Origin of the sequence: Streptomyces sp. HmicA12, from assembly GCF_000373565.1 — a bacterium.
In the GTDB taxonomy this organism is placed as follows: domain Bacteria; phylum Actinomycetota; class Actinomycetes; order Streptomycetales; family Streptomycetaceae; genus Streptomyces.
Genome location: NZ_KB891801.1, coordinates 82,721 through 107,183, shown reverse-complemented (window position 1 = coordinate 107,183; position 24,463 = coordinate 82,721). Strand labels below are relative to the sequence as shown.

The window sequence follows — 24,463 nt, the reverse complement described above, 5'->3', positions numbered from 1 at the left end:
CCGGATCCATGCACGGAGCGCGAAGGGTTTGTTGCTGGTTCATTGCCGTGCGTGAGAGGCCCACGCGGCGGGGCCGTACATCGACACGGCCCCGCGCCCCTTTCGGGGGCGCCTAGCTCTTCCGGTGCCCTATCAGCCGCGGCTTCGGCTCAAGCCCGTCGAGGCCGTGCCAGGCCAGATTGACCAGGTGCGCGGCGACCTCGGCCTTCTTCGGCTTGCGGGCGTCCAGCCACCACTGGCCCGTCAGCGCCACCATGCCGACCAGCGCCTGCGCGTACATCGGCGCCAGCTTCGGGTCGAAGCCCCGGGCCTTGAACTCGCGGCCCAGGATGTCCTCGACCTGCGTGGCGATGTCCGAGATCAGCGAGGCGAAGGAGCCCGTGGACTGCGGGATGGGGGAGTCGCGGACCAGGATGCGGAAGCCGTCCGTGTACTCCTCGATGTAGTCGAGGAGCGCGAACGCCGCCTGCTCGCACAGTTCACGCGGGTGCCCGGCGGTCAGCGAGCTGGTCACCATGTCGAGGAGCTGGCGCATCTCGCGGTCCACGACGACCGCGTACAGGCCCTCCTTGCCACCGAAGTGCTCGTACACCACCGGCTTGGAGACCCCGGCCTTCGCCGCGATCTCCTCCACCGACGTGCCCTCGAACCCCTTCGCGGCGAACACCGTGCGGCCGATCTCCAGGAGCTGCTGGCGTCGCTCGGCCCCCGTCATCCGCGTACGGCGCACGCGCCGCGTCGGTTGCTTGTCGGGCTTGTCACTGCTCGGGGTGCTTGAGTCGGTCGCCACGACTCCCATCATGCCGTGCCGGGGTCAGGCGGCGTCGGCGGCATCAGCCTTGCGGCGCGACGCGATCCGGTCCTTGGACGGCCAGCGCACGTCGTACGCCCATCCCGCCCGCTCGAACCAGCGGATCAGCCGGGCCGAGGAGTCGACCTGCCCGCGCATCACACCGTGCCGCGCCGAGGTCGGGTCCGCGTGGTGCAGGTTGTGCCAGGACTCGCCGCAGGACAGGACCGCGAGCCACCACACGTTGCCGGAGCGGTCGCGGGACTTGAAGGGGCGCTTGCCGACCGCGTGGCAGATCGAGTTGATCGACCAGGTCACGTGGTGCAGCAGGGCCACCCGCACCAGCGAGCCCCAGAAGAAGGCCGTGAACGCGCCCCACCAGGACATCGTCACCAGGCCGCCGATCAGTGCGGGCAGGAACAGCGAGACGAGCGTCCACATGACGAACTGGCGGGAGATCGCGCGGATCGCCGGGTCCTTGATCAGGTCCGGGGCGTACTTCTCCTGCGGGGTCTGCTCCTCGTCGAACATCCAGGCCATGTGCGCCCACCACAGGCCCTTCAGCAGGGCCGGCACCGTCTCCCCGTACCGCCACGGCGAGTGCGGGTCGCCCTCCGCGTCGGAGAACTTGTGGTGCTTGCGGTGGTCCGCGACCCAGCGCACCAGCGGACCCTCCACCGCGAGCGAACCCATGATCGCCAGCGCGATCCGCAGCGGCCGCTTGGCCTTGAAGGAGCCGTGCGTGAAGTAGCGGTGGAAGCCGATCGTGATGCCGTGGCAGCCGACGTAGTAGAAGAGCACCAGCAGGCCGAGGTCCAGCCAGCTCACACCCCAGCCCCAGGCCAGCGGCACCGCCGCGAGCAGGGCCAGGAACGGCACCGCGATGAACAGGAGCAGTGTGATCTGCTCCAGCGAGCGCTTCTGTTCACCGCCCAGCGTCGCCGACGGCAGCGGAGCGGACGTCTGCCGCGGGGCATCGTCGATCACATCGGAAGTGGTGGCCATGGGACGTCCCCTGTAAGTCGAGGGTTGAGAAGGGCTGAGACGGGTCAGGAGATCCACAGGATCACGGGGCGCCGCCGACGGTGTGCGCACGTCGTACCTACCGTTCCGTAACCTACGGAGTCGTAAGTATGGCAGTGCGCAGCTCGGAGGCAAGAGGCCCCGGCCGGTGCCGCGCGCACGGGCACATATCCTTGGGAACGGTCGGACAGCGCGGTCCGCTCTGAATCTCCACCCCGGAGTACTACCCGGTTTAGGGGACTCTTCCCTCCAGACGAGCTTCACCACTGCAAGGAGCCGCACCTGTGAGCAGTGCCGACGATCAGACCGCTGCGACGAGCACCAGTGCCGAGCTGCGCGCCGACATCCGCCGTCTCGGCGATCTGCTGGGCGAGACGCTCGTACGCCAGGAGGGGCCTGAGCTCCTCGAACTCGTCGAGAAGGTCCGCCAGCTGACGCGCGAGGACGGCGAGGCCGCCGCCGAGCTGCTGCGCGGTACCGAACTGGAGACGGCGGCCAAGCTGGTCCGCGCCTTCTCCACGTATTTCCACCTGGCCAATGTCACCGAGCAGGTGCACCGTGGCCGCGAGCTGCGCGCCATGCGCGCCGCCGAGGGCGGCCTGCTGGCCCGCACCGCGGACCGCCTCAAGGACGCCGACCCGGAGCACCTGCGCCAGACGGTGCAGAACCTCAACGTGCGCCCCGTCTTCACGGCGCACCCGACCGAGGCCGCCCGCCGCTCGGTCCTCAACAAGCTCCGCCGCATCGCCGAGCTGCTCGAGACGCCGGTCCTGGAGACCGACCGCCGCCGCTACGACACCCGCCTCGCCGAGAACATCGACCTGGTGTGGCAGACCGACGAGCTGCGCGTCGTACGCCCCGAGGTGACCGACGAGTCGCGCAACGCGATCTACTACCTGGACGAGCTGCACGCGGGTGCGGTCGGCGACGTCCTGGAGGACCTGACCGCCGAGCTGGAGCGCGTCGGCGTCACGCTGCCCGAGCACACCCGCCCGCTCACCTTCGGCACCTGGATCGGCGGCGACCGCGACGGCAACCCGAACGTGACCCCGCAGGTCACCTGGGACGTCCTGATCCTCCAGCACGAGCACGGCATCAACGACGCGCTCGACATGATCGACGAGCTGCGCGGCTTCCTGTCGAACTCGATCCGCTACACGGGCGCCACCGAGGAGCTGCTCAGCTCCCTCCAGGCCGACCTGGAGCGCCTCCCGGAGATCAGCCCCCGCTACAAGCGGCTGAACGCCGAGGAGCCCTACCGGCTCAAGGCCACCGCGATCCGGCAGAAGCTGGAGAACACCAAGGACCGGCTGGCGAAGAACACACCGCACGTCGACGGCCGCGACTACCTCGGCACCGCCGAGCTGCTGCACGACCTGACCCTCATCCAGACCTCGCTGCGCGAGCACCGCGGCGGCCTGTTCGCCGAGGGCCGCATGAACCGTACGATCCGGACCCTGTCCGCGTTCGGTCTGCAGCTCGCCACCATGGACGTGCGCGAGCACGCGGACGCCCACCACCACGCCCTCGGTCAGCTCTTCGACCGGCTCGGCGAGGAGTCCTGGCGCTACGCCGACATGCCCCGCGACTACCGGGGCAAGCTGCTCGCCAAGGAGCTGCGCTCGCGCCGTCCGCTGGGTCCGACCCCGGCGCCGCTGGACGCCGCCGGTGAGAAGACCCTCGGTGTCTTCCACACGGTCAAGAAGGCCCTCGACGTGTTCGGGCCCGAGGTCATCGAGTCGTACATCATCTCGATGTGCCAGGGCGCCGACGACGTGTTCGCCGCCACCGTGCTCGCCCGCGAGGCCGGTCTCATCGACCTGCACGCCGGCTGGGCCAAGATCGGCATCGTGCCGCTCCTGGAGACCACCGACGAGCTCAAGGCCGCGGACACGATCCTGGAGGACATGCTCTCCGACCCGTCCTACCGGCGCCTGGTCGCGCTGAACGGGGACGTGCAGGAGGTCATGCTCGGCTACTCCGACTCCTCGAAGTTCGGCGGCATCACCACCTCGCAGTGGGAGATCCACCGCGCCCAGCGCCGGCTGCGTGACGTCGCGCACCGCTACGGCGTCCGCCTGCGCCTCTTCCACGGCCGCGGCGGCACCGTCGGCCGCGGTGGCGGCCCCTCGCACGACGCGATCCTCGCCCAGCCCTGGGGAACCCTGGAGGGCGAGATCAAGGTCACCGAGCAGGGCGAGGTGATCAGTGACAAGTACCTGGTGCCGTCGCTGGCCCGGGAGAACCTGGAACTGACCGTCGCGGCCACCCTGCAGGCCTCCGCCCTGCACACCGCGCCGCGCCAGTCCGACGAGGCTCTCGCCCGCTGGGACGCCGCCATGGACGTGGTGAGCGACGCGGCCCACGCCGCCTACCGCAAGCTCGTCGAGGACCCGGACCTGCCGTCCTACTTCCTCGTGTCGACGCCGGTGGACCAGCTCGCCGACCTGCACCTCGGCTCGCGGCCCTCCCGCCGCCCCGGCTCGGACGCCTCGCTCGACGGCCTGCGCGCCATCCCGTGGGTGTTCGGCTGGACCCAGTCCCGGCAGATCGTGCCCGGCTGGTTCGGCGTGGGCTCCGGCCTCAAGGCGCTGCGCGAGGCGGGTCTGGACACCGTCCTCGACGAGATGAACGAGCGCTGGCACTTCTTCCGCAACTTCATCTCCAACGTCGAGATGACGCTCGCGAAGACCGACCTGCGCATCGCCCGCCACTACGTCGACACGCTCGTCCCGGACGAGCTCAAGCACGTGTTCGCCGACATCGAGGCCGAGCACGCGCTCACCGTCGCCGAGGTCCTGCGCATCACCGGGGAGTCCGAACTCCTCGGCGCGCAGCCCGTGTTGAAGCAGACGTTCGCCATCCGCGACGCCTACCTCGACCCGATCTCGTACCTCCAGGTCGCCCTGCTCAAGCGGCAGCGCGACGACGCCGCCGCGGGCCAGGAGCCGGACCCGACCCTCGGCCGGGCCCTGCTGCTCACCGTCAACGGTGTCGCGGCCGGTCTGCGCAACACCGGCTGACCGCCCGACCTAGAAGACGGCGGCCGTCGCCCAGGCGGCCGTCAGCAGAACGACACCGGCGCCTCCCGTGATCCACGCGAGGCGCCGGTTGCGCATTCCGCCCGCGAGCACGACGCACGCCAGCAGCAGCGCGCCGCCCAGCGGGATCCACGCCTTGAAGAAGCCTGCGGCCCCGGTCCGCACGGCCGTCGCCGAGTCCGGCTTGAGCACCACGGGCAGCCGGACGCCCTTCTTCTCGCCGACCGAGCGGCCGATCGTCACCTTCGGATGCCGCACGGGTCCCTCGGCGGAGGGCACGAAGGACCCGGCGCAGGTGCTGCCCGCGCACCGCGTCACCGTCATGTGCCCGCGTTCGCGGCCCTTGGAGAACACCACGTGCTGCGCCGTCCCCCAGGACGCCCAGAACCCGGCGACCAGGACAAGAAGGGCAAGAGCCGCCGACGCGACCGTTCGGGAGACCGACACCGCTGAAGCCATGGCCGCGATCTTTGGCCATGGATGTGCGAATGGTCAACCATCCGTGTGACGGTCAGGAGTTGTACGAGGACTGTGCCCGCTCCAGGCCCTCGGTCACGAGCGCCTCGACGGCGTCCGCGGCCCGGTCCACGAAGTAGTCGAGCTCCTTGCGCTCGCCCGAGGAGAAGTCCTTCAGCACGAAGTCCGCGACCTGCATCCGCCCCGGGGGCCGGCCGATGCCGAACCGCACCCGGTGGTAGTCGGGGCCCATGGCCTTCGTCATCGACTTCAGACCGTTGTGCCCGTTGTCGCCGCCGCCCAGCTTGAGGCGCAGGACGCCGTAGTCGATGTCCAGCTCGTCGTGGACGGCCACGATGCGCTCCGTCGGCACCTTGTAGAAGTCGCGCAGCGCCGTCACCGGGCCACCGGAGACGTTCATGTACGACATCGGCTTGGCCAGGATGACGCGGCGGTTGGCCGGTCCTGGCGGACCGATCCGCCCCTCCACGACCTGGGCCTGCCCCTTGGTCGCCCGCTTGAACTTGGCGCCCATCCGCCGCGCGAGGAGATCGGCCACCATGAAGCCGACGTTGTGCCGGTTCATCGCGTACTCGGGGCCGGGGTTGCCGAGCCCGGCGATCAGCCAGGGAGCGTTCTCGTCGGACATGCACTTTCCTCCGCTAGAGATAGCTGTACGGGGTGGTGGACCGTGCCCACCACCCCGTACACCAGGTCATACGACGAAGGCTCAGGCCTCCGCGGCCTCGTCGCCCGCGGCGTCGGCCGGGGCCTCCTCGGCCTGCGCGGCCAGGACCTGAAGGACGACGGCGTCCGCGTCGGTGGCCAGCGTGGTGCCGGCGGGCAGCGTGATGTCCTTGGCGTAGACGGCGTCACCGGCGTCGAGGCCCGCGATGGAGACGGTGACCGACTCCGGGATGTGCGTGGCCTCGGTCTCGACGGAGAGCGTGTTCAGCACGTGCTCCAGCAGGTTGGCACCGGCGGCCAGCTCGCCCTCGGTCAGGATCGGGAGCTCGACGGTGACCTTCTCGCCGCTCTTCACGAGGAGCAGGTCGACGTGCTCGAGGAAGCCCTTCAGCGGGTCGCGCTGCACGGCCTTCGGGATGGCCAGCTGGGTCTTGCCCTCGAGCTCCAGGGAGAGCAGGACGTTCGGCGTGCGCAGGGCGAGCAGCAGCTCGTGGCCCGGCAGCGTGATGTGGATCGGGTCGCCACCGTGACCGTAGACGACGCCGGGAACCTTGCTCTCGCGGCGGATGCGGCGGGCGGCGCCCTTGCCGAACTCGGAACGGGTCTCGGCGGCGAGCTTGACCTCGGACATGTGCTCTCAACTCCTCGTAGAACTTGGGGAAACCCCGAAGGGCTGGTCACCCGGCCACGAACGGCCTGCTACGAAGAGCGCGTCGATAACGGACAGCCGGATACTTCCGAGAACAGAAGTACGGCCTCCCTCGCCGAGCAACTTTGGCAGTCTACTCGGCGAGGAAGGCCGTACCCAAATGGATCTTCGGCTACGAGATCACGCTTCGCCCTCGAAGAGGCTGGTCACCGAGCCGTCCTCGAAGACCTCGCGCACCGCGGAGGCGATGGTCGGGGCGATCGACAGGACCGTGATCTTGTCGAGCTCCAGCTCGTTGGGCGTCGGCAGCGTGTTCGTGAAGACGAACTCGCTCACCTTGGAGTTCTTCAGGCGGTCCGCGGCGGGGCCGGAGAGCACACCGTGCGTCGCCGTCACGATGACGTCCTCGGCGCCGTGCGCGAACAGGGCGTCGGCGGCGGCGCAGATCGTGCCACCCGTGTCGATCATGTCGTCGACCAGGACGCAGACGCGGCCCTTCACGTCACCGACGACCTCGTGCACGGTGACCTGGTTCGCCACGTCCTTGTCGCGACGCTTGTGCACGATCGCCAGCGGCGCGCCCAGACGGTCGCACCAGCGGTCGGCGACGCGCACGCGGCCGGCGTCGGGGGAGACGACGGTCAGCTTGTCGCGGTCCACCTTCGCGCCCACGTAGTCCGCCAGGATCGGCAGCGCGAACAGGTGGTCCACCGGGCCGTCGAAGAAGCCCTGGATCTGGTCCGTGTGCAGGTCGATGGCGAGGATGCGGTCCGCACCCGCCGTCTTCAGCAGGTCCGCGATCAGACGCGCCGAGATCGGTTCACGTCCGCGGTGCTTCTTGTCCTGCCGCGCGTAACCGTAGAACGGCACGATCACGGTGATGGAGCGGGCCGACGCGCGCTTCAGCGCGTCGATCATGATCAGCTGCTCCATGATCCACTTGTTGATCGGAGCCGTGTGGCTCTGGATCAGGAAGCAGTCGGCGCCGCGTGCGGACTCCTGGTAGCGGACGTAGATCTCGCCGTTGGCGAAATCGAAGGCTTTGGTCGGGACGATCCCGACACCGAGCTGGTGCGCGACCTCCTCGGCAAGCTCGGGGTGGGCGCGGCCTGAGAAGAGCATCAGCTTCTTCTCGCCCTGCGTCTTGATCCCGGTCACAGCACTAGTCTCCTCAGACCTCAGACGAGTACGTCCGCCGCAGCTGCCCGCGCGTCCCTATAGCAGCGAGCCAGGCGAATCGTGTGCACCTATCACGGTACGCCGTGTCGGACGCACCTGTTTCCGGTCAGCCCTCGCTGCCGGGCTCCCTGGTGGACGCTTCGGCCGCCTTCGCGGCCGCGCTCCCCGGACGCTTGCGCGCCACCCAACCCTCGATATTCCTTTGCTGGCCCCGGGCGACGGCGAGTGAACCGGCCGGCACGTCCTTCGTGATGACCGAGCCCGCGGCGGTGTACGCGCCGTCCCCGACCGTGACAGGCGCCACAAACATGTTGTCCGATCCGGTCCGGCAGTGCGACCCGATCGTCGTGTGGTGCTTGTCCTGACCGTCGTAGTTCACGAAGACGCTGGCCGCGCCGATGTTCGTGAAGTCGCCGATCGTCGCGTCACCGACGTAGGAGAGGTGCGGCACCTTCGTGCCGTCGCCGATCGTCGCGTTCTTCGTCTCGACGTACGTGCCGACCTTCGCCTTCACGCCGAGGCGCGAACCGGGGCGCAGGTACGCGAACGGGCCGACCGACGCCTGGGGCCCCACCTCGGAGCTGACGGCGACCGTGTTGTCCACGCGCGCGCCCGCGTGGACCGTGGTGTCCGTGAGGCGGGTGTTGGGGCCGACGACCGCGCCCTCGGCGATGTGCGTGGCGCCGTGCAGCTGCGTGGCGGGAAGCACGGTGGCGTCGCGCTCGAACGTGACGGTCACGTCGACGAAGGTGGAGGCCGGGTCGATGATCGTGACGCCGTCCAGCATCGCCTGGTTCAGGAGGCGGTCGTTCAGGATGCGACGGGCCTCGGAGAGCTGTACGCGGTTGTTGATGCCGGCGATCTCGCGGTGGTCGCGCGCCACGGACGCGCCGACCCGGTGGCCGGCCTCACGCAGGATGCCGAGGACGTCGGTCAGGTACTCCTCGCCCTGGCTGTTGTCCGTACGCACCTTCTTCAGGGCGTCGGCCAGCAGGCGGCCGTCGAACGCGAAGACGCCCGAGTTGATCTCACCGATCGCGCGCTGCGCCTCGGTCGCGTCCTTGTGCTCGACGATCGCCGTCACCGCGCCGGTCGCGGCGTCGCGCACGATGCGGCCGTAGCCCGTCGCGTCCGGGACCTCGGCGGTCAGCACCGTCACCGCGTTGCCGTCGGCGCCGTGGGTGGCGGCCAGGTCCTGGAGCGTCCCGCCGGTCAGCAGCGGCGTGTCGCCGCAGACGACGATCACCGTGCCGTCGAGGGAGCCGGCCGGGTCGATGCTCTCCAGGCCGATGCGGACGGCGTGGCCCGTGCCGTTCTGCTCGTCCTGGACCGCGGTGCGGGCCCCGGTGTCGATGACGCTCAGGTGCGCGGTGACCTTCTCGCGTTCGTGGCCCACGACCACGACCAGCCGTTCGGGGCTCAACTCCCGTGCGGCGGCCAGGACGTGGCCGACCAGTGAGCGGCCACAGAGCTCGTGCAGGACTTTCGGAGTGGCCGACTTCATACGGGTGCCCTCACCCGCTGCAAGTACGACGACGGCGGCCGGGCGGTTGGCGCTCACGGGTGTGCCCTTCGGCTGTGGATGCGATGTGGGGTGGACATTCGCAGGATACCGGGGGGTTTCCGTTGGGAAATAAGGGCGGGCCCCGACCTTTGCGGTCAGGACCCGAAGTGAAGCCGGATGTGAACCCGATGGGGGCTCGGAGCGAGCCCCGAGGTGAGAAGAGCTCCCCCGCCAGGACTCGAACCCGGACAGATGGCACCAAAAGCCACAGTGCTGCCAATTACACCACAGGGGACCGAACTCGACGGAACCGGACAGAACGTCAGGTCGGCGAGCGGGCACCCAACACTATGCCGTACCGAGTGCCTTCCGTGCGACGGTACAGGTTCGCGCAGGCGCCGGTGGGGTGTGCCGTTTCGACCCTGTTCGGTCGCCGGGTGCGGTGTGACGCAGTAGGCAAAACTCGCCGGAAACCGGGCGCCCGGCGACCGTAGGGTGGAGGCATGACCACGACGGGGGAAGTTCACCGAGCCGCGGCCGGGGGGCCGTGGTGGTGGGAGCGGCGGCGCAGCGCGCTGTTCGATGGGGGACTGGGGGTGGTGTCGGCCGCGGAGTGCGCGGTCGAGGGAGTTTCGTTCGCGCACAAGGCCGGGCTGCCGGCGGCGGTGGGGATCGTCTTCGGCGTGCTGGCCGGGGCGACGCTGGTGCTGCGGCGGCGCTGGCCGATCGCGGTGGTCCTGGTGTCGGTGGCGATCACGCCGGCGCAGATGGGCGTGCTCCTGACCATCGTCGGGCTGTACTCGCTGGCCGCGTCCGAGATGCCGCGGCGGATCATCGGCGCGCTGGCGGCCATGTCGTTCGCGGGCACGCTGATCGTGGCCGTGGTGCGGGCGCAGCAGGACGCCGCGCACGGGGTCGACGCGTTCCAGGTGGGCAGCTGGTTCATCCCCTTCATCGCCATCACCACGGCGCTGGGCCTGACCGCCCCGCCGCTGCTCTTGGGCATGTACGTCGGCGCCAGGCGGCGGCTGATGGAGAGCCTGCAGGAGAGGAACGATTCGCTGGAGCGGGAGCTGCTGCTGCTCGCGGAGCGGGCCGAGGAGCGGGCCGAGTGGGCGCGCGGCGAGGAGCGGACCCGGATCGCCCGGGAGATGCACGACGTGGTCGCGCACCGGGTGTCGTTGATGGTGGTGCACGCGGCGGCGCTGCAGGCGGTGGCGCGCAAGGACCCCGAGAAGGCCGTGAAGAACGCCGCGCTGGTCGGCGACATGGGGCGGCAGGCGCTGACGGAGCTGCGCGAGATGCTCGGCGTGCTGCGCGCGGGCGAGGCCGTGCCGGAGCGGGAGCGCGGGCGCGCGGTGCCGCTGGAGGCGGTGGGCGTGGCCGCGGCGGCCGCGGCGTCGCGGGCCGAGGAGGAGGCGGAGAACGGGCCCTGTCTGGCCGAGGTGGAGGAACTGGTCGGGCAGTCGCGGGCGGCCGGGATGGTCGTGGAGATGACCGTGGAGGGAGACGTGCGGGTGTACGCCGCCACGGTGGAGCAGACGGCCTACCGGGTGGTGCAGGAGGCGCTGACGAACGTGCACAAGCACGCGGCGGGCGCCAAGACGTATGTGCGGCTCGCGCATCGGGGGGCGGAGATCGCGATGCAGGTGGAGAACGAGTCGCCGCCGGTGGCCGCGGGGGCCTCCGTGGGGTTGCCGTCCGGCGGGAACGGGCTGATCGGGATGAAGGAGCGGGTGGCCGGGCTCGGCGGCGTCTTCGTGTCCGGGCCCACCGACGCGGGGGGTTTCCGGGTGTCGGCGGTGCTGCCTGCGGGGTGAGTCTGTCGGGCGCGGCTTTCGTCGTGGCTGGTCGCGCAGTTCCCCGCGCCCCTGAAGGCATGCGCTGCGCGCAGCCTTCCCCTGGAGCGAGCGGAGCTCGCTGTCAGGGGCGCGGGGGAACTGCGCGACCAGCCCCCACCGGCCTTGAGCCGACGGCGAGAGCCTGAGGGGGCAGACGGCTATTCCGCCTGGAGCCGGGACGGCTGAGCCCCGGTGACCAGGGTTTCGAGGGCGGAGTCGATCGTGGCGCCCAGGTACCAGTCGCCGCTGTGGTCGAGGGCGTAGACGCGGCCCTCCGTGTCGATCGCCAGCAGGGCCTCCGTGCCGGACTCGGCGCCGAGCGGGCAGACCTCCGTGTCGAGGGCGCGGCCGAGGTCGCCGAGGGTGCGGGCCATGTGCAGGCCGTGCAGGGGGTCGAGGTGCGGCTGGGACGGGGCCACGTGGCGCCCGGGACCCGTGGGGGTCAGATGGAGGCCGCCGAACTCGGCCCAGGCCTCGACCGCCGCAGGGAAGACGGAGTGACGGTGGCCCGCGGGGGAGACATGGGTGCGCAGGGCGTCGGCCCAGAACTCGGCCTGCTTGATGTCCCAGCGGCCCGACTGCCAGCCCGCCGCGCGCAGCGCCGCGTCGACGGGCTCGGTGAAGCGCGAGCTCGAAGTGCCGTTGGTGGAGGGGGAGTTGGACATCAGTGGGGGGCCTCGTCCTCGGCGGTCGGGTCTACCACGTGTACGCCGAAGTGGGCCGTCAGGGCGGCGCAGGCGCGGCAGGGGCGGGCGAAGCCACCGTGCAGCGGGTCGCCGTCCTCACGGATGCGGCGGGTGGTGAGCTTCGCGTGCTTGAGGGCCTTGCGGGCCTCGCTCATCGTCATCGGTCTGCGGCGGGCGCGCTTCGACTTCTCGGTGCGCTCGCTGTCGGTCGCCGCGAGGTGCCGGGAGATGAGGATGGCCTCGGCGCAGCGGCCGGTGAAGCGGTCGCGCTGCCCGCTGGTCAGCGTATCGAGGAAGTCCTGGACCAACGGGTGCAGCGCGGGCGCCTGTTCGCCGCGGGCCGCGGTGGACGTGAGGGTGGAGCCGCGCACCGACAGGGCGGCGGCGACCGTGGGCAGGATGCCGTCGCGGCGTCCGCGCAGCACGGGGGCGGGGGCGGTTTCGGTGGCGCTCCAGCCCACGCGTGGGTCGGCCCCGGACCCGGTGTCCGTGACGGGCTGTGCGATGCCGCTGTTCATGTGGTGCTTCCCCTCCTGCGGTTTCCCGCTGCAATCCCCCAGGTTGCCTGGACAGAGTGCCAAATGGGGCGGGCGGTGCGGAAGTCGGGCCCCTTGATATGGCCGGGACGTGCGTGATCGTCACGGGGTGGTGACAGTGGGGTGACTGCTGGTCATGGAACCGGAGGGCCGGTGACCGGTGTCGTACGACCGCATAGGCTGTCACGACCAGCAACCGTCGACAGCGCCGCAGGGGGCAACCGCCATGACGACAGGTCGGCTCGGGCAGCAGGCCGCGCCGCCGAACGCGGCCTACGCCGGGCAGGTAGTGCACTTCCCGGACCCGGTCCGTGCCGCCCGCCACCCGCGCGGGGTGCGGGTGGACAGTGACGGCTATCCGGACTTCTCGGCCTACGCGCGCGCGGTGGCGGAGATCGCGGAACCGCCGGAGGGATTCGGCGTCGACGAACTGCGGCTCACGGACTACGTGTCGGCGAACGCCGCCCTGGCCGCCTCGGGACACGAGCTGTGGGACACGATCCCGCCGGTGGCGACGCCGCACGGCTGGACCTGGCACCACGTGCGCGCCTCGCGCCGCCTCGAGCTGATCCCCGTAGAGGTGAAGGCGCTGCTGCGGCACCACGGCGGGCTCGCGACGGCCGGGGTGGACCAGCACAAGCGCGGGACCCGGCCGTTGCAGGACACCCGGCCCGCGCACTTCGGGCTGCCCAAGTCGGCGGTGGCGGTGACGGAGCAGCAAGTGCTCGGCGCCGAGGAGGACCTGGGCTGCCGGCTGCCCGGGGCGTACCGGTCGTTCCTGAAGGCGGGCGGCGGGTGCGCGCCCGTCGGGACCGCCCTGGACGCCGAGTTGGGGCTCCTGATCGACCAGCCGTTCTTCACCGTGCGCGACGAGGCGGCCGTCAACGACCTTGTCTACGTCAACAAGTGTCTGCGTGATCACCTGACGAAGGACTACCTGGGCGTCGGGTTCGTGCAGGGCGGGATCCTCGCCGTGAAGGTGAAGGGCTCGGCGATCGGGTCCGTGTGGTTCTGCGCGTACGACGACGCGCGGGACGGCGGCGAGACGGCGCACTGGTCGGTGGCCGAGCGGGTGGAGCGCCTGCTGCTGCCCTGCGGTGACGACTTCGACGCCTTCCTGTCCCGGCTGGCCGGCAATCCGCCGGAGCTGGAGACGGTGGCGAACCTGATGGTGGACGGCGGCTTCGCGAGCGCCGTCCCCGTGTCCACGGCTACGACGTACCCGGACGAGGGGTGAGGGTCCGATGGTGACGTTCGCGCAGGCGCAGGAGCGCGCCGAGGAATGGATCAACGGCGAGGTGCCCGCGTACCAGCACCGTGAGGTGCGGGTGCGGGAGTTCGAGCTGGGCTTCGTGGTGTGGGCGGAGGACCGGGAGGGCGGTCCGATCTCCGACGGCGGCCGCCAGCGGCTCGTCATCGCGCGCGACAGCGGCGAGGCGACGCTGTGGCCCTCGCTGCCGGTGGGCGAGGTGATCCGGCGGTACGAGGAGGAGTACGGGCTGCCGGACGCACCGGCCGATTCCGTGCCGCCGCGCCCGCCCGAGCGGGTGGACCTGAACCAGACGTCGTTCCTGCTGTCCCCGCCGGAGTGGTTGCAGGAGGCGGCGGACAAGCTGGGGATCCCCGACCGGCGTTCGGCCTCGACACCCACGTCCGGTGCGGGCACGGGCATGGGCGCGGGGTCCGCGCCGGAACCGCAGGACGCGGTCCCGGCCGCGTCGGCCGCACCGCCGTTGGATCCGCCTCCACCGGCCGACGCGACGCCGTGGGCCGGTACGGACACGAACGGGATGGGGGACGAGGAGGACCGGTCGGTGCCGCTGCCCGACACGGTGTTCTCGCCGCCGCTGGCCGAGGACGCGCCGCCGCCCGGGGTGCGGCCGGAAGCGATGACCGATCTGATGCCGAACGGCAGCCAGTTGCCGCCGACCGCGCAGTCCCCGGCCCTGGGCGGCGAGCCCGATCGAGGGGCGCCCACGCCTCCGCCCACGCCTCCGCCTGCGCCGCCGTCGACGTACGGGTACCCGCAGGGTGGACCTGGTGGACCTGGTGGGCCCGGTGGGGCCAACACCCCGCCGCCTCCGCCTCCGCCGCCGTACGGGTTCCCGCAGGTCGGTCCCGCCGGGGCCGACACCCCGCCGCCGCCCCCGGGTCCGACGCCCGGTCCGGGCGCGGGCGCCGGTGCCGCGCTGCCGCCTCCGGTACCGGGGACGGCCGTGCCGGTGACACCGCCGCCGGGTGCCGTTCCGGCGTACGGCTATCCGCAGGGCCCGGCCCCCGCAGGTGCGGGGCAGGACGCCTCCGGGCGGCCGCTGCCGCCCGGCGCCGAGGCCATCGCGAACGCCGCGACCAGCAAGGCGCAGCCGCCGCGCTCCGGCGGTGCGCAGACCCCGCCGCCCCCCGGTGCCCCGGGCACGCCCGGCGGTGCCGGCTACGTCCCGACGCAGATGGTGCCCGCGCCCGGTCCCGGCGGGCAGCCGCAGGCCCCGGGCGCCCCGGGCGCCCCGGGTGCTCCCGGTACGCCTCCGCCGCCGCCTGTCGGTGACGGGGTGCACCACGCCGCGACCATGCTGTCCGGGCCGCCGGTGGCGGGTCCCGGCGCTCCCGGCACGCCGCCTCCGCCCGGTCCGCCCGGGGCTCCGGGCGCGCCCCCTCCGCCCGGTCCGCCCGGCGCCCCCGGTACGCCTCCGCCGCCGCCTGTCGGTGACGGGGTGCACCACGCCGCGACCATGCTCTCCGGGCCGCCGATGGGCGGGCCCGGTGCGCCGCCCCCGCCGCCCGCCGGGATGCAGCCCGCCGGGATGCAGCCCGCCGGGATGCAGCCCGGTGGGATGCCGCCGGGCGCGATGCCGCCGCCGGTGCCGGGGCAGCAGATCCCGGGCGGTCCGCCGCCCGCGTACGGGTATCCGCAGGGGGCGCCCGCGCAGCCGGCGGGTCAGCCGACCGTGGGCCCCGGCTACCAGGCGGTGCTGCGCTACCGCGCGCCCGACGGTTCCGAGCAGCAGCTCATCCGCCGCTCGGCACCCGGTGTGCCGCACCCGGAGTGGCAGATCTTCCACGAGCTGCGCGGCATGAACATCCCGCCGGACCAGGTCCTCGAACTCCACACCGAGCTGGAGTCCTGCGCGCTGCCCGGCGCCTACTGCTCCCGCATGATCCAGGAGCAGTGGCCGCAGGCGCGCATCACGTCGATCGCTCCGTACGGCACCGACCACGCCTCGCGCCAGCAGGGCATGCAGCAACTGATCGCGCACCAGGGCGAGTTGCACCAGGTCGCCGATGGGCCCGCGCGTCCGGCTCCGGTGCGCGCGCCGCTGCCGCCCGCGCAGCCCGCGCAGCCGATCCCGCCGGAGGGCATCGCGCAGGAGCTGGCGGCGGCGTTCGGTCCCGGCGTGTTCCGGTTCGACCAGCGGGCGGTGTCGCGCCAGGGCGTCCCGGACGTCGTCGCGCACACGCTCGTCGTGGCCGGGCTCCCGGCGGACTTCGGGCCGTTCTTCTGGGCGCAGGCCCAGCAGGGCCGCCCGGTGCCGACGCTGGCCGAGCTGGCGCAGGAGCGCGGGGTGCAGCCGGCGTCGGACGCGGGCTCGTACCTGGTGATGGGCTCCGACTTCGGCAAGGCGCTGTGCGTCCAGTACGGGACGGCGCACATCGTGGCCGTGCCGGTCGAGGCCGGGCCGGGCGGTGCCCCCGTACCGCCGCAGTTCGTGAACTCCGGGCTGCCGGAGTTCGCCCGCTCGCTGGCCCTGCTCGGCCGGATGTGGCGGCTGCGCTACGGGCTCAACCCGGAGCAGGCGGGCCGCTGGACCGTCGACTTCCAGGCCCAGCTGAACGCGCTCGACCCGGCGGCGCTCGGTTCGCCCGAGACCTGGTGGTCGGTGCTGCTCGAGCAGATGTGGGACGGCCTGCTGTAGCGGGACGGGAGCCGCGGGGCGATGCACCATTAGGGTGTATCGCTCTGCGGCTTTTCTGGCGTTGTGTCAGGTTCGTACCATGACGACGCCCACACCGGAGGAGTACCCGGATCCGCAGGATCCGCAGGGGCGCCGTCCGCTGCCGCCGGCGAGCAGCACCACGGTGTACCGGGCGTCGCGGCGCGGCCGTCGCGGTGGGAACGGGCGCCGGAGCCGGCCCAGGCGGCTCTCCGTCCTGCTGCTGGCCTTCGTCCTGGTGGTCGTCGCGTACGCGGTCGGCGTCGTGATCTGGGCGGTCTCCCAGATCCAGCGGACCGACGCCCTCGGTGACTACGACGGGCGGCCCGCCGCCGGCGCGGGTACGAACTGGCTGCTCGTGGGCTCCGACAGCCGCACCGACCTGACCAAGGAGCAGCAGCAGGAGCTGCACACCGGCTCCGACTCGGGCAACGAGACCGACACCATCATCGTGCTGCACTACGGCAAGAGCGGCCCGTACCTGGTGTCCCTGCCGCGCGACAGCTACGTGAACATCCCCGGCCACGGCATGAACAAGATCAACGCCTCGTTCGCGATCGGCGGCGCCCCGCTCCTGACGCGGACGGTCGAGGAGGCGACGGGGCTGCGCCTGGACCACTACGCCGAGGTCAGCTTCCTCGGGTTCGTGGACGTCGTGAACGCGCTCGGCGGGGTCGAGGTGTGCGTCCCGCAGGACCTGGACGACTCGTACTCCGGGGCCGACTTCAAGGCCGGCTGCCAGACGATGAACGGGAACCAGGCCCTCGCCTACGCCCGTGACCGGCACAGCTACGCCGATGGTGACCTGGGCCGCGTACAGGCGCAGCAGCGGCTGATCGCGGCGATCGCGGACAAGGCGCTGAGCCCCGCCACGCTGCTGAACCCCTTCAAGCTGCTGCCGTTCCTGGACGCGTCGCTGAACGCCCTCACCGTCGACCAGGACGCGGGGATCACGAACCTCGGCAAGCTGGGCCTGGAAATGGATGACATCTCACACGGCGACGGGTCCACGACGACCGTGCCGATCGGCAGCGAGCCCTACGTGGCCGGGGTCGGCGACGTCGTCGAGTGGAACCGGGCCGAGGCCGAAGAACTCTTCTCCGCGCTCCGCGACGACACGACGATTCCGACTTTCGACAGCAATTGACGCATCCTTGACCGGGTGGGTCGGGCGGTGTGTCGCGTGTGTCGCGTTGTGGACGCTTCCGCCTGATCGAGAAAGATGTGCGCCAATCGCGCAGAACGTCGTACGTCAGGCTGGTCGAGAGGGGCATCCATGATGAGCGGTGCAGGGGCATCGGCGACGGGTCCGTCCCCGTCGTCGTACGGCTTCGTCGTCACGAGGGGCCGGGGCGGCCGCGGATACCGGCCCGAGCAGGTGGAGGCCTTCGCCGAGAACATCTCCCGGGAGCGCGACGACGCCTGGGAGCGGGCCGCGCGCCTGACCGTGCTCCACAAGGAGATGGAGGCGGAGGCCGAGCGGCTGCGCGAGGTCGTCGCGCACCTCGCCCCGCAGACCTACGCCACTTTGGGCAAGCGCGCCCAGTACCTGCTCGAACTCGTGGAGGAGGAGACCGCCGCCCTCCGGCACGCCGGGCAGCTCGACGCGCAGGCGGTCACCGAGGCCGCCGAGCGGGCCGGCCGTGAGGAGCGGGACGCCGCGCAGGCCTACGCCGACGAGGTGCGCGAGGAGGCGGAGGAGCGGGCCCGGCACCGGGAGGCCGCGACGCGGGCCGCCGCCGACGAGATCCGGGTCGCCGCGCGCCGCGACGTGAAGGAGACCCGGGGCGAGGCCCTGGAGGCGCTGCGCGACATGCGGCGGCGCTGCGAGGGCGTCCTCGCGGACCAGGCCAAGGAACAGGCCGAGCGGCTCGACGCGCTGGAGCGGGAGAGCGCCGAGCGGGCCGCCGCCGCGGACGCGTGGGAGGCCGCCGCCGTCACGGAGGCCGAGGCGCTGCTCTCCGAGGCGAAGCGGGCGCTCGCCGAGGCCGAGGAGGCGGCGCGGCACGGGCAGGAGGACGCGGAGGCCTCCGGCGGGGAACTGGTCGCGCAGGCCCGGGCCCGGGAGGAGCGGATCGACCGGGAGACCGAGCGGGTGCTGCGGGAGCACGCGGAGGCCCGGGACGAGGTGCGGGCCCACATGGATCATGTGCGCAGTTCGCTGGCGGCGCTGACGGGGCGGGCACCGGCCGAGTCCGATTAGGGGATCCGCCTCTCGGCCGTTCGCCTGCCGTGGTTCAGGCGCGGACGGTCACCTGGCGGTGGCGCGTACCGGCTCCAGGCGAGCCGTCGCGGTGACCGGCGTCGCGTGCGCGGGCCGCGTCGTGCGGTGCTCGTAGGAGGCGAACAACTCCCTTATCGCGGCGCCCAGTTCGGCCGCCTCGTCGGCGGTGAGGTGCAAGGTGGCGGACATCGACTCCGGGGCGGGCGTCCGCTCCGGAGTGTCCCAGAGCAGCCGCCACGGCCGGTCCCGCCTGCCGTCGTGCGGCGCCTCCTCGATCAGGCCGTGCCGGGCGAGCTGGCGCAGGTGGAACGAGCACAGCCCCGAACTGTGCCCCAGGCGGGCCGCCGCCTGCGTCGACGTGAGCGTGCCGACCTCGGCCAGCAGATCGAGCAGGGCGATGCGGACGGGATGGTCGGGCAGCGGGCGGGCGGTGCGGGCCGTCTGAGGTGTGCGATCTTCTCCGGTCACTTTGCAAAGAGTGCTACTTTGCAAAGGAGTTGGTCAAGTGCCGTCAGGAGCAGAGGGGTTGAGCGGGATGGGTGAGGGGTCGCTGTCGCCGGAGGTCGAGCGGGGTGCGGTACGGCGCGTCACCCTGGTCGGCGAGGACGTGCTGCGGCGCCGCTGCGCGCCCGTCACGCGGGAGCACTTCGGCACTCCCGAACTCGCCCGGCTCATCGACGACATGTTCGCCACGAACCACGTCGCGCACGGCGCGGCCATCGCCGCCAACCAGGTCGGCGTCGACCTGCAGCTGTTCGTGTACGACATGGAGGACGACTGGGGCGTGCGGCACACCGGGCACATCGCCAACCCGGTCCTCGACGAGGAGCCGGTCGCGACCCGAAGACTCGTCGAGGAGATGGAGGGCTGCCTGTCCGTGCCCGGCCCCTACAAGCCGGTCGCCCGCGCCGACCACGCGGTCGTCCGCGGCCAGGACAAGGACGGCAACGACCTGGTGGTCGAGGGGCGGGGCTACTTCGCCCGCTGCCTCCAGCACGAGACCGACCATCTGTACGGGCGGCTGTATCTCGACCGGCTCGGCAAGCGCGAACGGCGGGACGCGCTGCGGGAGATGGAGGAGCTGCGGGACGGGGTGCTCGCACGGCGGGCGGCGACGGCGGAGCGGCTGGGGAAGTGAGCGGGGCGTCCACCGACAGCCTCACCCGGCCCCCTCCCGCGTCGGCGGCCGGTGCCCGTGGCCGCCCGGGCCGCCGCGACCAGCCGGTGTTCCCCTGACCACCCGCGGCGAGTTCCTCTGCCGCCTTCGGCATGTTGCGCCCGGTGAGTGACCCGCCGTCTCGGCACACTGCTCGCATCGCGCCGGGTGAGCGATCCGGTGCGGAGCGCGACGAGAGGGATCAGTGTGAAGCGTACGGCGATGGCAGTGGCGACGGCGGTGGCCTCGATGGCGGGGCTGGCCGGAACGGCCGCTCCGGCGACCGCGGTCGACGTTCCCGGGTCGACGCCGGGCGTGGTCGCGCCCGCCTACTCCCCGGACGTCGACTGGATCACCTGCCGGATCAACGAGGAGCGGACCGCGCGCGGGCTGCCGGGGCTGCGGCTGTCCGACACGGCGTCGAGGGTGGGCCGCGACCACGCCCGCGACATGGCCGACCAGGGCGAGCTCGCCTCGGTCGGCAGCGACGGGCGGGACCTGCGGACGCGCCTGAACGACGCCGGGCTCTACTCCGCGGACGCCGAGGAGTACCTGTACTCCGGCTACCACCACGACGGCTACTTCGCGGACATGGTCACGGACCCGGACCCGGGCAACGACATCTTCCCGGCCCTCATGAACCGGAAGTTCACCGCCATCGGCATCGGCTACGACCGGACCTACTGGGACGTGAACCTGCTCGGACCGCACCGCAAGCTCGTGACCCGGGCCCCGGTCTGCGCGGACACCGAGTGATCCATCAAGGATCGTGATCGCTGCGAGCGCGTGGTGCCCCTGGGTCCCGTGCCTCGATTCCGGTGAACTGTTCATCGAGAGAGAGCACTTGAACCCGTAACCCAGGGAGATCACGATGACCGCCACGACCGCCGGCGCCACCACCGCACCGCGTACCGTCGTCCTGCGCTACTTCGAGGCCCTCGCCGCGGGCGACCAGGAGACGATCCTGGACTCGTGGGCCGAGGACGGCACCTGCTGGTACGGCGGCGACCTGCCCATCTCGGGCACCTGGCGGGGCCGCGACCAGGTCATCGACGGCTTCCTCGGCACCGCCTTCGCCCACCTCGACCCCGAGCGCGAGGTGGGCCTGAAGGTCACCAACGTGTTCGGGGAGGGCGAGCAGGTCCTCGTCGAGTGGCACTCCTGGGCGACCGGCCGCACCGGCCGGCCCTACGACCAGCGCAACATCGGCGTCTTCGTGGTGCGGGACGGCCGGATCGCCGCCATGCGCGAGTACGCCGACACGCAGAACTGGGAGCGGGCGCTGATCGACGCGTGACGGTTCACAGGCGGGCCTCCAGGGCGGCGCGCCGCGCCGCCACCCACCGGTGCGCGTCCCGCACCCGCTCCACCACCCCGGCCCCGCGCAGCCGCAGCATCGCGGGATCCCCGCGCTCGGCACCCGCCGCGATCCCTCTCCAGCACCGGTCCTGCCACCACAGGACGGTGTCCAGGAGCGGGGCGCGGCCGACCGCGTCCAGTCCGTACGCGTCGCAGACCAGCCGCATCAGGCGGGCGGCCTCGGCCGGGTCCCCGGCGTCGGGGCCGAGTTCCAGGTGCTGCCAGCACAGATGGGCGACGTCCTCGACGCGCCGCCCGGGCGCGGCCAGGTCCCAGTCGACGAGGGCGACGGGCCGCCAGGAGCCATCCTCCGTGTAGACCGTGTTGCGGGGATCGAGGTCGTGGTGGCAGACGACCTCCCGCCCCTCGGCGAGCGGCGTACCCGCCGTCAGGTCGTGGAACTCCCGTATGAGTACGGCCAGTTGGGCCAGTCCCTCGTCGGTGCGGGCGGCCCGTCGGTCCGCCGCGGTGAGCGCGGCCCGGCCCGGCACGTACGTGAACGTCTCGCGCCCGTCCTCGTCCACGCCGAGGAACCGGGGCGCCCCCGGCCAGCCCCTGCGCTCGAACAGGGCGAGGAGTTCATGGACGTACGGGGAGCGCGGCGCGGGCGCCCTGCGTACCGTGTCCGCCACCCGTACGACCCGGTGGATGTGGCCGCCCGGGAGGGGCCGGTCCCGTGGTCCTTCGCTCGCCGCCGTCACGGGATCAGTCTCCCGAGAAACCCCAGAAGTACAGCTCGCTGGGCCGGCCCGTCGAGTCGTGCAGGACCGCGACGCGGCCCAGCCAGCGGTCCGCCACCAGCCCGTCGATCACCTCGACGTGCTCGCGCGTGAGGACGTCCGTGCCGGTGAGACGGCAGGCCTCCGCGGGGTGGACGGGCTGCACGGTGCCCCACACGGGGTGTTCGCCGGGGCGCAGGACGCGGTCCATGTCGAGGATCGAGTGGGTGCCCTGTTCCTGGACGTCCTCGTCCCGCCACAGTTCCTCGATCGTGGCCGGGCGCGGGGCGGCGGGGGTCTGCCCGTCCCCCTCCCGCCAGTGGTAGTCGCCCTCCCGGAAGACCCGCTCGCGCAACTCCTCCAGAGCCGCCGCCGTGTCCGCCTGGTACGGGACGTAGTACTCCCACCCCGTTGCGCCCATGCCGCCTGCCCCGCTTTCGAACTCAGTTCTACCGTCCGCGTGTTCGGGGGAATTTATCAGCGGGTTCCGGCACCGGCGCACCGGCCAGGATCCATCCCTCCACGGCCTCGTAGCGCTGCTGTTGCTGCGCCGCCTTGCGCGGCGGGGTCAGGACCGTGCCCAGCCAGCCGAAGAGGAAGCCCAGGGGGATCGAGACGATGCCGGTCGTCGTGAACGGGAACCAGTTGAAGTCCCGCCCCGGGAACGCCGCCGTCGGCGAGCCCGAGACCAGGTTCGTCCCCGTCATCAGGAGCAGGCACGCCGCCGTGCCGCCGAGCAGGGTCCACAGCAGGCCCGCCCGGGTGTAGCGGCGCCAGAAGAGGCTGTAGACGAGGGCGGGGGCCAGGGCGGAGGCGCCCAGGCAGAAGGAGAGGGTGGTCAGCGGCTGGAGGTTGCGGTGCTGGACGAGGGTGGCCAGGAGGATGGCGGGAGCGCCGACGGACAGGGCCGCGATCCGGGCCACCTTCAGCTCCTTGCGGCGGCTCAACTGCCGCTTGCGGTAGGCGAACACGTCGTGGGCCAGCGCGTTGGCGCAGGCCAGGATCATGCCCGCCACGGAGGCGAGCAGCGTGAGGAAGATCGCCGTGGTGACCATGGTGAAGAGCAGGGACTCGGCCACCGACATCGCCTTGCCGAAGGCGGCCCTGGCGCCGAGCAGGAACGCCGTGTTGCCCTGCGCGTTGGCCGACGTGATCGCCGTACGGCCGACCAGGGCCGCGGCGCCGAACCCGATCACCGAGATGATCAGCACGAAGAGCCCCGCCGCCGACACCGCCCAGGACATCGAGCGGCGCGCCTCGCGGGCGTTGCGGGCCGTGTACATGCGCATGGTGACGTGCGGGAGCGCGGCGCCGCCGAGCACCACGGTCAGCTCCGAGCTGATCATGTCCAGGCGGGGGAAGCTGCTGCCCGTGAACTGCAGTCCCGAGGTGAGGTAGGCGCGGCCGGCCCCGCTGCCCCGGGCGGCCTCGGCGAGCAGGGCGCCCGGGTCCCAGTCGAAGCGGTGCAGGATGAGCGCCGCGGCCACGGTGCCCGAGCCGAGCAGCATCACGATCTTGAAGATCTGGATGACGGCGGTGCCCTTCATGCCGCCGATCGCCGCGTAGCTGATCATCAGCCCGCCGAGCCCGATCACGCAGACCGTCTTGAAGGTCTCGTTGTCGAAGCCGAGCAGGAACGCCAACAGGTCGCCCGCGCCCGCCAGTTGGACCAGCATCAGCGGGAGCAGCGCGGCGAGCGTCACCACGCAGGCCGCCATCCGCGCCGACCGTCCCGGCATCCGGCGCGCGAGGACGTCGCCCATGGTGAACAGGCCCGCGTTGCGCAGCGGTTCGGCGAGCAGGAACATCAGCAGCATCAGGGAGAGGGCCGTGCTCAGGGCCAGGACCACACCGTCGTAGCCGAGCAGGGCGATGATGCCGGTGGTGGAGAGGACGGTGGCCGCGGAGATGTAGTCGCCCGCGATGGCCAGGCCGTTGCGCATCGGCGTCAGGCTGCCGAAGCCCGTGTAGAACTCCTCCAGGTCGTCGCGGTCGGGGCTGGTGACGATGCACAGCAGCAGCGTGGCCGTGGCCACCGCGGTGAAGGCGACCAGCGACATGGACTCGGCCGAGGTGTCCACGAGGGCCTTCACCGGCTGCCGCCGATCCTGCGCAGCCGGTGGGCGAGCGGGTCGACGCGTCGCCGGGCCGTGTGCTCGTACAGCGCCAACGCCAGGCAGGTGACCGGGAGTTGGAGGAGGCCGATGAGCAGCCCCGAGGAGAGGCCGCCGGTGACCGAGCGGTTCATGAGGGCGGGGGCGAAGGCCGACAGGAGCAGGAAGAGCGTGAAGTAGCCGAGCGCGGTGAGGGTGGCGACGCGCCGCTGCCAGCGGTAGGCGGTGCGCAGCAGCCGCAGGTCGCCGGTGGGACCGGTGGGCGGCGGCAGGTCGGGGTGGCGGGGGAGGCGGTGGGTGTGGGTGGGACGGGGCGGTGTCGGCATCCCGGTGCTCCTTGCTCGGTGCAGGGCGGTGAGGGTGTCCTGAGGTCGCCGGTCGTGGGGCGGTGTGGGTGGGTGTGGGGTGTCCTGGGGGCGCCGGTCGCGGAGCGGTTCGCGCGACGGCGCCCGGCGGTGCCGCACGGACAGTGACGCATGGACGGGGCCGTCGCGGCCGGTGCGCCGTCCGGTTCGCTGTGCGGCCGGGGCGCGAGGTCATCCCCCGGGGGAACGCGGCATCAGGGCGGGG

At 72.0% G+C, this 24,463-nt stretch carries 23 protein-coding genes and 1 tRNA gene; 9 read left to right on the top strand and 15 right to left on the bottom strand.

Going from position 1 to position 24,463, the window contains the following annotated elements; genetic code table 11:
• Positions 1-112: 112 nt before the first annotated feature.
• Together B072_RS0110160 and B072_RS0110155 are read right to left on the bottom strand one after the other, a co-directional pair.
• The gene (locus tag B072_RS0110160) at positions 113-802 is read right to left on the bottom strand and encodes a TetR/AcrR family transcriptional regulator (protein ID WP_026245651.1); all 690 of its coding nucleotides are present in this window, start codon (positions 800-802) and stop codon (positions 113-115) included.
• Between the two features lie 12 nt (positions 803-814).
• On the bottom strand, positions 815-1,795 hold the full coding sequence (locus B072_RS0110155) for an acyl-CoA desaturase (protein ID WP_018529829.1): 981 nt from the start codon (positions 1,793-1,795) through the stop codon (positions 815-817).
• A gap of 302 nt (positions 1,796-2,097) precedes the next feature.
• Here B072_RS0110155 and ppc point away from each other — a divergent pair, with 302 nt between their 5' ends.
• A complete protein-coding gene (ppc, locus tag B072_RS0110150; RefSeq protein WP_018529828.1) occupies positions 2,098-4,836 on the top strand; it encodes a phosphoenolpyruvate carboxylase in 2,739 nt (912 codons plus the stop codon).
• 9 nt (positions 4,837-4,845) lie between these two features.
• Here the strand turns inward: ppc and B072_RS0110145 are convergent, their stop codons facing one another.
• The 6 genes from B072_RS0110145 to B072_RS0110120 form a co-directional block, all read right to left on the bottom strand.
• A complete protein-coding gene (locus B072_RS0110145) occupies positions 4,846-5,313 on the bottom strand; it encodes a hypothetical protein (protein ID WP_051127140.1) in 468 nt (155 codons plus the stop codon).
• Positions 5,314-5,365: 52 nt separating this feature from the next.
• Complete coding sequence (pth, locus tag B072_RS0110140; RefSeq protein WP_018529826.1) at positions 5,366-5,959, bottom strand: aminoacyl-tRNA hydrolase; 594 nt, start codon at positions 5,957-5,959, stop codon at positions 5,366-5,368.
• A gap of 81 nt (positions 5,960-6,040) precedes the next feature.
• A complete protein-coding gene (locus tag B072_RS0110135) occupies positions 6,041-6,628 on the bottom strand; it encodes a 50S ribosomal protein L25/general stress protein Ctc (protein ID WP_018529825.1) in 588 nt (195 codons plus the stop codon).
• A 198-nt stretch (positions 6,629-6,826) separates the two neighbouring features.
• Positions 6,827-7,804: a ribose-phosphate diphosphokinase gene (locus B072_RS0110130; protein WP_018529824.1), complete on the bottom strand. Its 978-nt coding sequence runs from the start codon at positions 7,802-7,804 to the stop codon at positions 6,827-6,829.
• 127 nt (positions 7,805-7,931) lie between these two features.
• Entirely contained in the window at positions 7,932-9,386 is a 1,455-nt protein-coding gene (gene glmU / locus B072_RS0110125) for a bifunctional UDP-N-acetylglucosamine diphosphorylase/glucosamine-1-phosphate N-acetyltransferase GlmU (protein WP_078506372.1), read from the bottom strand.
• Positions 9,387-9,552: 166 nt separating this feature from the next.
• A tRNA-Gln gene (locus B072_RS0110120) sits at positions 9,553-9,624 on the bottom strand.
• Positions 9,625-9,832: 208 nt separating this feature from the next.
• Between B072_RS0110120 and B072_RS0110115 the strand changes: the two genes are divergently transcribed.
• Positions 9,833-11,149 carry a sensor histidine kinase gene (locus B072_RS0110115; RefSeq protein ID WP_026245649.1) on the top strand — a complete coding sequence of 439 codons (1,317 nt, stop codon included), beginning with the start codon at positions 9,833-9,835 and terminating at the stop codon, positions 11,147-11,149.
• A gap of 179 nt (positions 11,150-11,328) precedes the next feature.
• On the opposite strand, the gene B072_RS0110110 is transcribed toward B072_RS0110115, so the two are convergent.
• Positions 11,329-11,835 (bottom strand): SUKH-3 domain-containing protein, encoded by a 507-nt coding sequence (locus tag B072_RS0110110; RefSeq protein WP_018529821.1) that lies wholly within the window; start codon positions 11,833-11,835, stop codon positions 11,329-11,331.
• Positions 11,835-12,374, bottom strand: coding sequence for a YwqJ-related putative deaminase (locus B072_RS0110105; RefSeq protein WP_018529820.1), 540 nt, complete (start codon positions 12,372-12,374; stop codon positions 11,835-11,837). Before B072_RS0110105 ends, B072_RS0110110 begins: the two co-directional genes overlap by 1 nt.
• A gap of 244 nt (positions 12,375-12,618) precedes the next feature.
• Between B072_RS0110105 and B072_RS0110100 the strand changes: the two genes are divergently transcribed.
• The 4 genes from B072_RS0110100 to B072_RS0110085 all read left to right on the top strand — a co-directional run bounded on the left by B072_RS0110100 (position 12,619) and on the right by B072_RS0110085 (position 18,524).
• Positions 12,619-13,629, top strand: coding sequence for an HNH endonuclease (locus tag B072_RS0110100; RefSeq protein WP_018529819.1), 1,011 nt, complete (start codon positions 12,619-12,621; stop codon positions 13,627-13,629).
• A 7-nt stretch (positions 13,630-13,636) separates the two neighbouring features.
• Positions 13,637-16,303 carry an SUKH-4 family immunity protein gene (locus B072_RS0110095; protein ID WP_018529818.1) on the top strand — a complete coding sequence of 889 codons (2,667 nt, stop codon included), beginning with the start codon at positions 13,637-13,639 and terminating at the stop codon, positions 16,301-16,303.
• A gap of 79 nt (positions 16,304-16,382) precedes the next feature.
• The gene (locus B072_RS0110090; RefSeq protein ID WP_018529817.1) at positions 16,383-17,468 is read left to right on the top strand and encodes an LCP family protein; all 1,086 of its coding nucleotides are present in this window, start codon (positions 16,383-16,385) and stop codon (positions 17,466-17,468) included.
• Positions 17,469-17,597: 129 nt separating this feature from the next.
• A complete protein-coding gene (locus B072_RS0110085) occupies positions 17,598-18,524 on the top strand; it encodes a cellulose-binding protein (protein ID WP_234018830.1) in 927 nt (308 codons plus the stop codon).
• A 48-nt stretch (positions 18,525-18,572) separates the two neighbouring features.
• Here the strand turns inward: B072_RS0110085 and B072_RS42920 are convergent, their stop codons facing one another.
• The gene (locus B072_RS42920) at positions 18,573-19,013 is read right to left on the bottom strand and encodes a winged helix-turn-helix domain-containing protein (RefSeq protein WP_018529815.1); all 441 of its coding nucleotides are present in this window, start codon (positions 19,011-19,013) and stop codon (positions 18,573-18,575) included.
• Between the two features lie 67 nt (positions 19,014-19,080).
• On the opposite strand from B072_RS42920, the gene def reads away from it, so the two are divergent.
• The 3 genes from def (at position 19,081) to B072_RS0110065 (ending at position 20,998) form a co-directional block, all read left to right on the top strand.
• Positions 19,081-19,683: a peptide deformylase gene (gene def, locus B072_RS0110075; RefSeq protein ID WP_018529814.1), complete on the top strand. Its 603-nt coding sequence runs from the start codon at positions 19,081-19,083 to the stop codon at positions 19,681-19,683.
• Positions 19,684-19,923: 240 nt separating this feature from the next.
• Positions 19,924-20,457, top strand: coding sequence for a CAP domain-containing protein (locus tag B072_RS0110070; protein WP_158689177.1), 534 nt, complete (start codon positions 19,924-19,926; stop codon positions 20,455-20,457).
• Positions 20,458-20,572: 115 nt separating this feature from the next.
• Positions 20,573-20,998, top strand: a complete 426-nt coding sequence (locus tag B072_RS0110065) for a nuclear transport factor 2 family protein (RefSeq protein ID WP_018529812.1) — start codon at positions 20,573-20,575, stop codon at positions 20,996-20,998.
• A 4-nt stretch (positions 20,999-21,002) separates the two neighbouring features.
• On the opposite strand, the gene B072_RS0110060 is transcribed toward B072_RS0110065, so the two are convergent.
• From B072_RS0110060 to B072_RS42915, 4 genes are read right to left on the bottom strand one after another with little or no spacing between them, the layout of a single operon-like run.
• Positions 21,003-21,761, bottom strand: a complete 759-nt coding sequence (locus B072_RS0110060) for a phosphotransferase family protein (RefSeq protein ID WP_018529811.1) — start codon at positions 21,759-21,761, stop codon at positions 21,003-21,005.
• A 4-nt stretch (positions 21,762-21,765) separates the two neighbouring features.
• The gene (locus B072_RS0110055) at positions 21,766-22,200 is read right to left on the bottom strand and encodes a hypothetical protein (protein ID WP_018529810.1); all 435 of its coding nucleotides are present in this window, start codon (positions 22,198-22,200) and stop codon (positions 21,766-21,768) included.
• Between the two features lie 28 nt (positions 22,201-22,228).
• Entirely contained in the window at positions 22,229-23,839 is a 1,611-nt protein-coding gene (locus tag B072_RS0110050) for a cation acetate symporter (RefSeq protein ID WP_051127148.1), read from the bottom strand.
• Between the two features lie 29 nt (positions 23,840-23,868).
• A complete protein-coding gene (locus tag B072_RS42915; protein WP_018529808.1) occupies positions 23,869-24,219 on the bottom strand; it encodes a DUF485 domain-containing protein in 351 nt (116 codons plus the stop codon).
• Positions 24,220-24,463: the final 244 nt, after the last annotated feature.